At 38.2% G+C, this 12,239-nt stretch carries 12 protein-coding genes; 6 read left to right on the top strand and 6 right to left on the bottom strand.

Translation table 11 applies throughout. From position 1 onward, the window contains the following. Window positions 1-206 precede the first annotated feature (206 nt). From CWB76_RS12535 to CWB76_RS12545, 3 genes are all read right to left on the bottom strand, one after another. Window positions 207-941, bottom strand: coding sequence for an enoyl-CoA hydratase/isomerase family protein (locus CWB76_RS12535; protein WP_171039631.1), 735 nt, complete (start codon window positions 939-941; stop codon window positions 207-209). Between the two features lie 129 nt (window positions 942-1,070). After that, window positions 1,071-1,685 (bottom strand): response regulator transcription factor, encoded by a 615-nt coding sequence (locus tag CWB76_RS12540; protein ID WP_054202298.1) that lies wholly within the window; start codon window positions 1,683-1,685, stop codon window positions 1,071-1,073. Continuing rightward, the gene (locus CWB76_RS12545; RefSeq protein ID WP_138608051.1) at window positions 1,682-2,785 is read right to left on the bottom strand and encodes a sensor histidine kinase; all 1,104 of its coding nucleotides are present in this window, start codon (window positions 2,783-2,785) and stop codon (window positions 1,682-1,684) included. Before CWB76_RS12545 ends, CWB76_RS12540 begins: the two co-directional genes overlap by 4 nt. A 328-nt stretch (window positions 2,786-3,113) precedes the next feature. Here CWB76_RS12545 and CWB76_RS12550 point away from each other — a divergent pair, with 328 nt between their 5' ends. The 4 genes from CWB76_RS12550 (at window position 3,114) to queG (ending at window position 7,165) form a co-directional block, all read left to right on the top strand. After that, window positions 3,114-3,980, top strand: a complete 867-nt coding sequence (locus CWB76_RS12550; RefSeq protein ID WP_138608053.1) for a DMT family transporter — start codon at window positions 3,114-3,116, stop codon at window positions 3,978-3,980. Continuing rightward, the gene (locus tag CWB76_RS12555) at window positions 3,977-4,681 is read left to right on the top strand and encodes a glycerophosphodiester phosphodiesterase (RefSeq protein WP_010390735.1); all 705 of its coding nucleotides are present in this window, start codon (window positions 3,977-3,979) and stop codon (window positions 4,679-4,681) included. The genes CWB76_RS12550 and CWB76_RS12555 overlap by 4 nt, the downstream gene beginning before the upstream one ends. 58 nt (window positions 4,682-4,739) lie before the next feature. Then, window positions 4,740-5,960 (top strand): methyl-accepting chemotaxis protein, encoded by a 1,221-nt coding sequence (locus tag CWB76_RS12560; protein WP_138608055.1) that lies wholly within the window; start codon window positions 4,740-4,742, stop codon window positions 5,958-5,960. A gap of 71 nt (window positions 5,961-6,031) precedes the next feature. Continuing rightward, the gene (queG, locus tag CWB76_RS12565) at window positions 6,032-7,165 is read left to right on the top strand and encodes a tRNA epoxyqueuosine(34) reductase QueG (protein WP_138608057.1); all 1,134 of its coding nucleotides are present in this window, start codon (window positions 6,032-6,034) and stop codon (window positions 7,163-7,165) included. Window positions 7,166-7,428: 263 nt separating this feature from the next. On the opposite strand, the gene CWB76_RS12570 is transcribed toward queG, so the two are convergent. The 3 genes from CWB76_RS12570 to CWB76_RS12580 form a co-directional block, all read right to left on the bottom strand. Beyond that, entirely contained in the window at window positions 7,429-8,556 is a 1,128-nt protein-coding gene (locus CWB76_RS12570) for a response regulator (RefSeq protein ID WP_138608059.1), read from the bottom strand. 45 nt (window positions 8,557-8,601) lie between these two features. Further along, a complete protein-coding gene (locus tag CWB76_RS12575) occupies window positions 8,602-10,596 on the bottom strand; it encodes a sensor histidine kinase (RefSeq protein WP_138608061.1) in 1,995 nt (664 codons plus the stop codon). A 111-nt stretch (window positions 10,597-10,707) separates the two neighbouring features. Further along, window positions 10,708-11,196: a GNAT family N-acetyltransferase gene (locus tag CWB76_RS12580; RefSeq protein ID WP_054202385.1), complete on the bottom strand. Its 489-nt coding sequence runs from the start codon at window positions 11,194-11,196 to the stop codon at window positions 10,708-10,710. 88 nt (window positions 11,197-11,284) lie between these two features. Here CWB76_RS12580 and CWB76_RS12585 point away from each other — a divergent pair, with 88 nt between their 5' ends. Continuing rightward, window positions 11,285-11,854 (top strand): glutathione peroxidase, encoded by a 570-nt coding sequence (locus tag CWB76_RS12585; RefSeq protein WP_138608063.1) that lies wholly within the window; start codon window positions 11,285-11,287, stop codon window positions 11,852-11,854. 75 nt (window positions 11,855-11,929) lie between these two features. Further along, window positions 11,930-12,211 carry a peptidylprolyl isomerase gene (locus CWB76_RS12590; protein WP_008114778.1) on the top strand — a complete coding sequence of 94 codons (282 nt, stop codon included), beginning with the start codon at window positions 11,930-11,932 and terminating at the stop codon, window positions 12,209-12,211. Window positions 12,212-12,239: the final 28 nt, after the last annotated feature.

Consider the following 12,239-nt stretch of genomic DNA (forward strand, 5'->3'; position numbering starts at 1 on the left):
ACTATCTTGTTAGTTGGTTATGTAAGCATTTTAACTCATATACTCGAAATGAGACAGGTAAAAGCCATTAAACTTTTAATAAAGCGTTATTAGCTTTTGCATTTTGTAGCAATGTAGCTAAATAACACTTAACACCTACTTAATTAATGCACATAAAAGTGAGTAAATTAGCTGTGCTGATGTTTACTCACTTTTATAAAAACAGCTTACTTTTGCTGTAGTTTCTTCCACAATAGCGTGCTGATATGTTCAATAAAAGCCGAATCTTGTGCAGCCATAACATCGAGTATTGGTTTGTTCATTTGGGTTTTGTTTTGAGCGTATATCCAACGATTTTTATTAAAGCTTTGCGCAAACTCTAACACACCCGTTTGCAAGGCTTGCTCATCAGCAAAAATCGCTTCTACCACATTTTGTTGTAGCAGTTTGTGCGCGTCAACACGCTCGCCAGTCATAGCTAAGCGGTTAAAAAATTGAGGATTAATCGCTTTGTTAATAATCGGAAACATAGACGGTACAAACGGTACCAGTACATCAACTTCAGGAAAGCAGAAAAAGCCTTTGTCCGATTTCATAAACCGAAAATCACAGACACATGCCAACACCGAGCCATTACCATAAGTGTGACCGTTTAGTGCAGCAATGATAGGCATAGGAAACGTCACTATGCGTTTAAATAACTGCCCTATCGAATTCATAAAATCGGCAATAACTGCAGGCGTGTTATCTGAACTTGCCATCCACTGTAAATCTATTCCCAATGACCAGCTTTTATCGCTGCTTGAGGTTAATACTACGGCGTTAATATCGCCATTGGCTTCTATGCTATCTAAGTGTTGATTAAGTTCAGCTATAAAACTAGGGTTATGGCGGTTTTCAGCGGTATTCATGGTAAGTATTGCCACGTTTTGCTCAGTGGTAATTTTTATTAATGCGGTCATTCGAGCCTCTTTGAGTGCATTTAGCTGCGCTTTTAGCACTTTTCGTTACTTTTATAGTTATGCACTGAATAGTAATACGTTGTATAAAATTTATAAAGTGCCTATTTTTGTAATCATTAAAGAAGTTATTTATAACCATCCCTTTTGCCGAGCGATACGCGCTGCATCTATCCTGTTTGTGGCATTGAGCTTTGCAATCGCATCAGATAAATAATTACGCGTTGTCCCTTCACTTATATAGAGCTGCTTAGCTATTTCGCTGGTTTTTAAGCCATCACTTGCAAGCTTTAAGGCTTTACGCTCTTTATCTGTGAGTGGGTCGGCATCGTCTAGGGCATTAATGGCAAGTTCTGGGTCAATCACCTTTTGCCCTTGCATTACTTTTTTTAACGCGTTTATTAGCTCTTCGCTGGGTGCTTCTTTTAAAATAAAACCTTTAACACCCGCATTCAAAGAGCGCCTAATATAACCAGCACGTGAAAAAGTGGTCATAATTACCATATTAATTGCAGGATATTTAGCGGCTATTTGCTCACTAAGCTCAATGCCATTCATGCTTGGCATTTCTATATCCGTTAAAATGATATCTGGATGTAAGTCTTTACTAAGCGCGCTGATTTCATTTAACGCATCTCGCCCATTACATGCTTGACCAATTACCTCAATATTAAAGTCGAGGCTTAATAAAGCGGCAACTGCGTCGCGCACCAGCGCTTGATCTTCAACTAAATATACTTTGATCATTTTAAATCCTCAGCACTTAATGGCAGTACAACGTTTAAAGTAAATGTATCGCCACAGGTAAATTTTGCACTGCCGTTTAATTGCTCTGCTCGCTCTTTAATGCCATTTAAACCATTTCCCGCTTTTAATGTGGTGCATGGCGCGTTATCAATAACGGCAATAAGTAATTGCCGCTTTGTTTGTTCTATATTAATAGAACCGATTTTTGTGCTGCTATGGCGTAATAAATTAGTCACTGACTCTTTAATAATAAGACTCGCAATGCCCTCAACCTTGGCAGGTAACGTCGCTAAATTAACGTTAAATTTTATGTTAAAGCCTTGCTCTTTGAGTGTTTGTTTTAGCTGTGTTATTTGGCTGTTTAAGTTGAGCTGCTTTAAATCACTTACCGCGTTTCGTACATCACTCAGTAACTGTCTTGCAAGATCTGCTACTTGGGCTATTTCGTTATTAGCCTGCACGTATCGTTCACCTTGATTTAGTTTATTCGCAAGTTCAGCTTTTAAAGCTATTGATGACAGTGAGTGACCTAAAATATCATGTAAATCTCGGGCTATGCGTTCACGCTCAGCAATGGCTGCTAGTTGCTCCAATTGCTTTGCGCTTTCTTGTTCGCGCTTTTTATGTTCGCGCTCTCTTTTTGCTGCAATCCCATAGCTAAATAAGGCGGCACATAATATTAATGCCACAGCCAAAAAGTACTGAAGCTTTCCTATATCGCTTAAATACGAACTTGTAAAAAGCGCGACTATAATAGCTAATGCGGCATAATACCGCTGCTTTTGGGCATAACTATACCCTGCCACATAGGCAACAAAACCATACAAAGTAGGTGTGCCAGAGGTAAAAAAAGTGGCGCTAAAACAAATGGCGAGCAAGGCTAAAAATAAGGGGGTAATTTTTGTGTTATTGCAGTTAATTGCTTTTATGTACAAAATAATAAAAGCAATATAAAAAGCTAAACATAGGCTCATTTGGCTTTTTGTAAATTGGTCAAAATTAATAATTAATGGCAATAAATAAAAGCCGGTAAAAATTAAATGGCCATACTTCCAAAACGTTTTATCCGTTTGTTGAGAAAAGCTACTTAGCGAACTCATACTAATACCTCTGGCCTATTGTTTTTGTTTATAGCACTATTTTTATTAATAAATATTAATAACATAAAACTGAATGCGAACATAAAACAATCTTCATAAGTCGCAGTTAAACTTAGTGTTTCTACAAAGTCGCAAATGCTTAAGCTTATTAAAATTAAGGAATTCATAACACCCTCCAATATAAGTAAAATAACTATGCCATTAGATAAAATATATAAGAGTGTGAAGTGTCATTAACTTGGCTGACATTTGTCATGAAATAGAAAAATTCATCTTCTGAGTGTAAAAGCAATGCTAATATAGCCAAAAAAAGTGACAAGGAAATCTCGTGCAGTCCCAACAACAAAGCTTAATTTACTTACATATTGCCGTCCTTTTATTTGGCGGCACCGCCTTATTCGCAAAGCTAATTGGTTTGAATGCATTAGATATTACCGCTTATCGCGCGGCTATCGCTGGGGTGGCAATTTGTGTGCTACTGACTTTGCAAAAAAAACCAATTAAGCTGCATCACGCCAAAGATTATGTGATTGCCATTTTATTAGGCGTTGCCGTAGGTATTCACTGGGTAACCTACTTTGCAGGCATGCAATTGGCGGGAATTACCGTGGGCATGTTAGCTTTTTTTACCTATCCCGTGATTACGGTATTTTTAGAGCCTCTATTTAATAAAAGTAAGCCCAAAGCAAAAGATATAATAAGCGCTGTGGTGGTGATTATTGGTATTTATTTATTGATCCCTAACGTTAATTTAGGCGATGACATTACTTTAGGTGTTTTGACGGGGGTGGTATCAGCGTTGTTTTTTGCTCTTCGTAATATTACCCATAAACGCTACTTTAGCGAGTATGGTGGACCGCAAACCATGTTTTATCAAACGTTAGTGGCAAGCCTAATGCTATGTGCATTTATTGAAGTACCCATAACACAAATTAATGATACTGATTTAATATTGCTACTTATTGCCGGTGTGGTGTTTACTGCGATGCCGCATTCGTTATTTGCAGCGAGTTTAAAACATTTATCAGCAGCGACCGCTGGATTGATTTCTTGCTTACAACCCCTTTATGGCACAATACTGGCTATAATTATTTTGCACGAACGCCCATCAGTGATGACCCTGATTGGTGGCGCACTGATTGTTAGTGCTGCGTGCTTTGAAACTTGGTCAATCTCACGGAAAAAGCAGCCATGAAAATATTTGCTCATAGAGGCACAAGCACACACTTTCCTGAAAATACACATAGCGCTATTATGGCGGCGTTAAAAGCAAATGTAGATGGCATTGAGGTTGATGTACAAAGCGCACTTGATGACTACGTGATTATTCATGATACCTATCTAGATAGAACTACTAATGGTAAAGGTAAAGTGTGCGACCTAAGCGCTCAGCAAATTCAACAATTTGATGCGGGAAATGGTGAGCAAGTGCCTACCCTACAACAACTAATTGACTGGAATAGCAACCAAACCTTACTTAATTTAGAGCTAAAACATACTTTTGAACTAGAAAAGTTTGCTGCCCAACTAGAAATGAATATTACTGCAAATAAGATATCAGCAGACAATATTTTAGTTTCATCATTTAATCATCATCAACTACACTGGCTAAAGAACCGCTTGCCTTGGCTTAAAATTGGCGCACTTACTGCATCAATTCCATTGCAGTATGCGAAGTTTGCTGAAGACTTACAGGCCTTTAGCATTCATGTTGACAAAAACTTTATGAACAAGTCGTTTGTTGACGATGCCAAACTGCGCGGCTTACAGGTGTTTGCCTACACCGTAGATGAAGTTGAAGATATTAAACTGATGCTTGCCTGTGGTGTTGATGGCATTTTTACTAACGACCCTGAACGAACTAAGCATTTTTTGGCGCAATTAAATGAACTATAACTAATTATTTAATTGCTATTTATGCTATAAAAACAATAATTTAGTAGGTCACTATTTAATGAGTAGCTACATGCGTATTTATAACTTTTTAGAACAAACTCTATTTTTTACTTTAACCCGAAAAATAGTGGGTAATTTAAGCTTTGTATTTTTATTTCAAGCTATTACATTATTTTGGTTACACAGTAGCCTCTCTGAAAATCAACAAAGCACAGGGCTATTTTGGGCATTAACCCTGCTGATTGTTGCCGGTTTTATATTTACTATTTTTTATATGCGCTTTTTAATTGTGCGCCCGGTAAAAGCCATGCGCGATACGTTGATTAATATTAATCAACAAGATGCCAACTTAGCTGCCAAACTTCCTCATTTTACTTTTGATGAATTTAGAGATTTAAGTGAACAATATAATCTGTTTACTACGCATTTAAACAGCTTATTAAGTACGACCTACAGCAGCGCTCAGGAAAGCGTGCAAAGTAATAGCCAAGTAACGCAATCAATGCAGCACACAGAGCAGCTAAGCGAACAGCAAATTAATTTAAGCCACACCATAATTAATGCCAGTAACCAAATTACCCAAAGCCTGCAAGATATAGTAAGTAACACTGATAGCGTACATCAGGTAAATAATGAACACCTTAGCTTTGTTAAGCTTTCTGCGAGCGAACTGTCTAAACTGGTAGAGCAGGTGAGACTTATTAATGAAATGCTGGGTAGTTTTTCTAAAACGATTGCAGGCTTAAAAGAGAATAGTGAAAACATTCGTAGCATTTTAAAAATGGTAGAAGAGTTTTCTGATCAAACTAACTTATTAGCGCTTAATGCGGCAATTGAAGCAGCGCGCGCCGGAGAAGCTGGGCGAGGTTTTGCCGTGGTTGCCGATGAAGTTCGCACCCTATCGGTTAAAGTAAGTGATGCAACCCGCCAAATTAGTGATTTTATTACTCAAATGAATGAGCTGGTTAATGAAACCAATAAAGAGTCTCAGCAGTTAATTAGTCACTCTAATAACGCACAAGCTGCAATCAACGATACCTCAGAAGGTTTTGGAAAAATGCTCAATGAATTTGAGCATAATCAGCAGCAATTACAGCAAATAGCTAACGCAGTTCATTTACTTGAAGATACACAAAATCAAACTCATGAATCGGTTGAACAAATTGTGGCGCTTGGCGAACAAGCAAAGCAACAAATAGACACCGCATTGCATGACTCTGAGCAATCACAAAAACTAAGTCAACAAACCCAACAACAGTTAAAGCGTTTTGTAGGCTAGGGTCTGACTAGTTTTACCCAAGCCGCGATTATGCTAAATTACGCGGCTTATAATATAACTGTGTGAAGCATGTGAGCGACGTCAATCTAAATTATGAACAGCTAGCCCAGCAAATAAAGCTATGGGGTCAAGAACTTGGCTTTAGTGAAGTGGGTATTACTGACATTGATTTAACTAAGCATGAAGCACAGCTGCAGCGATGGCTTGATGCGGGTTTTCATGGCTCAATGGATTATATGGCAGCCCATGGTATGAAGCGTGCTCGCCCTAATGAGCTAGTACCCGGAACACAGCGGGTTATTTCAGTTAAAATGAATTACCTCCCACCTGATTCTGGCTTTGCCAAAAACCTTAAAAATACCGAAAAAGCCTATATCAGCCGATATGCCCTTGGCCGTGACTATCATAAGTTGATGCGCAACCGAATCAAACAGTTAGGTAAAAAAATTGAACAACATGTGGGTGACTATAGCTTTAGGCCTTTTGTTGATTCAGCCCCTGTACTTGAACGTCAACTCGCTGAAAAAGCGGGATTAGGCTGGCGCGGAAAGCATTCTTTACTGATAAATAAAGAGGCGGGTTCTTGGTTCTTTTTAGGTGAGCTTTTTGTCGACTTACCTTTACCTATTGATAACGAAAACACTTTTGAGGGCTGCGGCAAATGCGTTGCCTGCATAACACTATGCCCCACTGGTGCTATTGTAGAACCTTATGTGGTTGATGCGCGTAAGTGCATTTCGTATTTAACTATAGAGCATCAAGGCGCTATTCCTGAGCAATACAGAACATTAATGGGAAATCGCATTTATGGCTGTGACGATTGCCAATTGGTATGCCCATGGAACCGCTACGGACAAATTACCGATGAGGCTGACTTTCATCCTCGTACACAATTAAAAAACAAAGATTTACTCGAGTTATTTGCTTGGGATGAAACTACCTTTTTAAAAAATACCGAGGGCAGTCCAATCCGCCGCATTGGCCATGAACGTTGGCTACGAAATATAGCCGTTGGCTTAGGTAACGCAGATTTTAGCCCGGCAATTATTGCTGCACTCGAAGATAAACGCCAAACAGTCAGTGATCTGGTGGGTGAACATATAAATTGGGCACTCGCCCAGCAACACGATAAACAAAGGCAAAAGTTGCGTAAAACAGCACGATTAATTCGTATTGTCGAAAAAGGCCTCCCCAGAGACGCGTAAGCCTTTTACCTTTTTATGTAATCACTTTCTCTATGAACTCTTAGCCCTCTTTGTGCATAATTTACTAACATCTAATTTAACACAGAGAAGAGAATGAGGAGTAAATAAGAAGCCACTATTAAAGTACAGCTCTTAGTTAACCTGTAATGCATACTTTCGTTTTTAACCTTTAAAAGACGCGACATAAAGTCGCTGTTACAAGTTAATTTGTCCAATCGTAGCAAGGAATTTACCCCGCGCCTCGCAGCCCGTAGCCCGCACCTTTAACCTTTCAACAATAAAGCGAGATCTTGCTCTATCTCTGCGAACGCTTTTTTAACCTGATCAACAGATTCTTGACGTGCCACCGAATTTTGAATCGTTTCGTCGACTTTTTTGTAGATAAACACTTCCTGGTCTTCATCGAGTCCCATGGTTGGGATCCGCTCTTCTAACTCCTCTTGAAGTTGTTTAAATACTTTTTCGTTATTTATCCGGCTATCGTTAAGCAATCCAATTAAACTATGAAATTTACTGTGAACAGTACTCGCCACTTTGTTTAATCGCTCTTGCTGCGAAACCAACATTTTCTTAGTAGTAATAGCCCGCAATTGCTGTTCGGTTACACTTACAATAAAACAAATATGATCACGTATACGCCCATGCTTCTGCTCATCTTGTTCTGGCATATTCAAAATCAATAAACTGACAAACTCGTAATTAACCAAAATACGATGAGAAAACTCATGTAACCTACCTTTGTTTTTAAGCATTTCAAATAACTCAATCACTATCGGCGAACACACACCGTTTAAAGTAAAGTGCGATTTGCTGTCGTTACATCTAAATTCAATATTACTTTGTAGACCAAACGCCTGTAAGCACTCCACTAATGCCTTACCTAACTCCTCTACATCGTTGATAAAACCGATATTTTCAATATAGTTAACTATCTGACCCATTTCACTGCTATTTGCCATAGCATTAAAAGCGGTTGAGGTTGCTTCTTTTACTTGCTTTTCAAGCTGTTGTTTTTCTATTAATACTTGATTTAACTTATTCAGCTTTTGCTTAAGTTCATCGTGCCCAAACGGTTTTACAATATAGTCTTCAGCACCTACTGAATAACCTTCCATACGTTCCTCAACAGTCCCCCTTGCCGATACAAACATCACTATAATATCTTGTGTTTTAGGGTTCGCTTTGAGCTCTTTACATACTTCGTAACCATTCATTTTTGGCATGCTTACATCAAGTAAGATAACCTGCGGCATATACTCTTCAACCATGCTCAAGCATTCCGGGCCACTCGAAGCCAGCTTAAGTTCAAAATCTAATTCCTCTAGGATTTCTTCTATTATTTCGAGGTTAAATGGTTCATCGTCGACTGCAAGAATTTTAGTTAAAGCCATAATTTTTCGTCCATATAAATCGTGTTCATTAAAACAATTCGGTTATTAGCTACTATTTTTCACTAATTGCTCATCGGCTAAATATTCATCGAGGTTTATTTCCAAAGGAACCTGAATGCTAATGGTTGCCCCACCAAGTTCGTTATTACAGGCTTTTATAGTTCCTTGATGTAAAGAAACAAATTCACGGCACAACGTAAGTCCTAATCCTGTCCCCCCTGCGCCACTATTTGTTTTGCTACTTTGCACAAATTTTTGAAAAACAGTTTCAAGCTCGTCTTCTGGTATGCCTATTCCACTATCTATTACTTCAATATTTGCACACCCACTGTCTGTTTCCAATGCAACTTCGATAGTGCTATGTTCTTCGCTAAATTTTAATGCATTACTCAATACGTTTCTAAGTACCTGATTAATTTGCTCTTCATCGCATTGTGCTACAACTGGTGGGTTATCTGATTTAAATGCAATCTTAATATCTTTTTCTATGGCAATCCCAGCAACATCATCAATGCTTGTTTTAACAATAGTCGTTAAATCGCATGCTCGCGGGTTAAATGGGAATTTACCTACATCTAATTTCGACAAATCGAGTAGATTGTTAAGTAATGACAGTAGCCTTTGCCCACTCGATTCTATTCGGGTTAAATATTTTAAAAGTTTATCTTTACTAAAATCATCATCTTGAAGCTTACTGATACCAAAGCGTGAAAAACTTAGTATAGAATGCATAGGGGTTCTTAGCTCATGTGACATATTAGCTAAAAACTCTGATTTGCTTAAATTAGCTGCTTCAGCAATGTTTTTCGCATGCTCAAGTTGCGAAGTCCGCGCTCTAACCTGCTCTTCTAAAAGATCTTTGGCCTCAAGTAATAAATCTTCTTTTTGTTTTAAATGGGTTACGTTTTTAAAAATAACCGCTAATGCTATCTCACCATGATGATCAATTTCATTAAACGAGCCGACAAGTGGAATTTTACTGCCATCTTTATTGACTAGGTGTAGGTCGCAACTAAATTGCCGATTACTGTTTAAAGTCGATATTTTATCTTTTATTGCCTTTACTGAATCGTCATCTAAAAAGTGAAATAACGAGTGAGCAATGAGCTTTTTAAACGGTAAATTAAACAGCTTTAAGCACGCGTCGTTAGCCTCTACTATTTTGCCTTTACGTTCAAAAAGTAAGATTGGATCGGGAGTATTTTTAAAAATTACTTGCAGCAAACTGTCTTTTTCAATAAGTACATCGACTGTATCTTGTAGTCTTTCAACTAGCTCTGCGTTATGACGTTTTAGCAATTCGGTTTGCCACAACTTATGTACTGCTTGTAATAACACATTGTCGTCGAGCGGCTTAATTAAAACGTCTTCAACACCTTGGCGAATTGCTTCAATCATAGAAACCTGAGCAGGACGCGAGGTTAATAATAAGCAGCGGCTATGCGGCTGTATCTGCTTAAGGCTGGTAAATATATCTAAGCCGAGCCCTTCTTTTAAACTAAAATCACTAATTAAAATATCAATCATTCTGAGTTTGGCAATATTAAGTGCCTCATCATGATTTGTAGCTGTGTATACCTCTATATGTGCACCCACTAAACTACTTTTTAGCATTTCTAAACGCTCACTAACATGATCAACCAACAAAATTGTAGGCAGTTTAAAAATATGATCAGGTCCTATTTCTAATAGATCTTCAATAAATGAAGTGATTTCTTTATTAGAAAAAAATGGATAAATAATAGTGGCATCTGGAACAAGCTCGTTTAATTTACCAAATGCATCAAGCAATTCACCACTTTCAGCCTTGGGAGCTAAAAGTAAAAATGATTGTCGGGTCGCTTGTTTTACCAACGAAGCAACCAGATTTGTTGGTGTCCCTTGTGAAAAGGCAAGCATATCGTACGCATCTATGTTGCTGCTTTGATCAAACATAGAATAATGAACTAATTCAACTTCACAACCAATTAGCTCAAGCAGTACTTTTAAGCGCATAGCAATCATGCTACTGCTATCAATAATAAGTATTTTTTGCGCCATTTATGTACACTTTTAAGAATTAATTAAACACCTTTTCAGCATAGTATAGAATTTTTGGTTTGGCATAATCGTCTACATAAATGTAATTTTTGCTTGCCTATGATTGTGGGATTACATTAAATGCTTACCAAAAATAGTCAGGCTGTACAGCTGGTTATCCATCCTTGCAACATTGGGCAACTCTCCCCATACTGCAAAATCAAAATGCTTAAATAATTTAATGCTTGGTTCGTTATGGCTAAAAATAAATCCGAGTAACACTTCAATATCGAGCTTTTGTGCTTGTTGTTGTGCAAATTGCATCAACTTTTTACCCAACCCTTTTCCTTGGGCTGCCGCCGTAATGTAGATGCTTAGTTCAACGGTGCCATCGTAAGCTGGGCGCCCATAAAACGATTTATAACTAACCCAGGCTAATACTTGGTCATTTTCGCAGTAAACAAAAATAGGTCTTTGAGCTGTATGGCTATCAAACCAAGGTTGTTTGTCAGCAACGGTTACTTCTTCAGTATCGGCGGTTACCATTCGACTAGGGATAGTTTCATTATAAATGGCAACAATAGCAGTTAAATCATCAGGTTTAGCTAAACGTATAGTCATAGAAAATAAGTAAAATTGATCAATTTCGCCTATAGTAGCGTATGATAAGTTACATAAACACCCATCAAATCGCGTTCAAGGTAACCGCATGATAAGAAAATTAATATTCGGATTAACACTGGCTCTAGGCTGTGTATCTGTAACCACCAATGCAGCAGACACTAATAGCCCTTCAGCAAAGACAGATACCTGCGATGACTTCACAAATGTGTCACTGAGAAAGCTTCGTTCAACCGAAACGCTTAATCTATGTGAATTTAAAAATAAGCCACTGTTGATTGTTAACACTGCCAGCAATTGCGGCTTTACTTCTCAGTTTGAAGGGCTAGAAACGCTATACAAAAAATATAAAGAGCAAGGCTTGGTGGTGCTCGGTTTTCCATCTGACGATTTTTTTCAAGAAGAAAATGACGAAAAAGATACGGCTAAAGTCTGTTATGTAAATTACGGCGTTACCTTTCCCATGTTAGCCACCAGCGCAGTGCGTGGCAGCGATGCCAACCCTATTTTTAAGCACTTAAATGCAAAAACTAGTTCACCTAACTGGAATTTTTATAAATACGTGGTTTCGGCAGATCGTCAAACCGTGACTCGCTTTAACAGCCGCGTCAAACCCGATTCAGCAAAATTAGAAAGCGCCATCAAAAGTGCATTTTAATTTTGTGTTTTCAGTTTAACCTTACTAAGATGTTGCTTAGTAGATAAAAAACTAAACTTATAAATAGGAGATTTTATGGCAGTAGCAAGTGCAAGGCACATACTCGTAGACAGTGAAGCACAATGTTTAGACCTTAAAGATAAAATTGAGCAAGGTGAAGACTTTGCAGAGCTGGCTAAATTGCACTCTAATTGCCCTTCAGGTCAAGATGGTGGCGCATTAGGTGAGTTCGGACCTGGTATGATGGTTCCTGAGTTTGATAAGGTGGTTTTTTCAGCGCCACTTAACCAAGTACAAGGTCCTGTTCAAACACAGTTTGGTTACCACTTATTAGAAGTAACCAGCCGCTCAGAGTAAGCAAATCGATTTATTAATAAAGCCGCTT

The organism is Pseudoalteromonas sp. S1609 (genome assembly GCF_005887255.1).
In the GTDB taxonomy this organism is placed as follows: Bacteria; Pseudomonadota; Gammaproteobacteria; order Enterobacterales; family Alteromonadaceae; genus Pseudoalteromonas.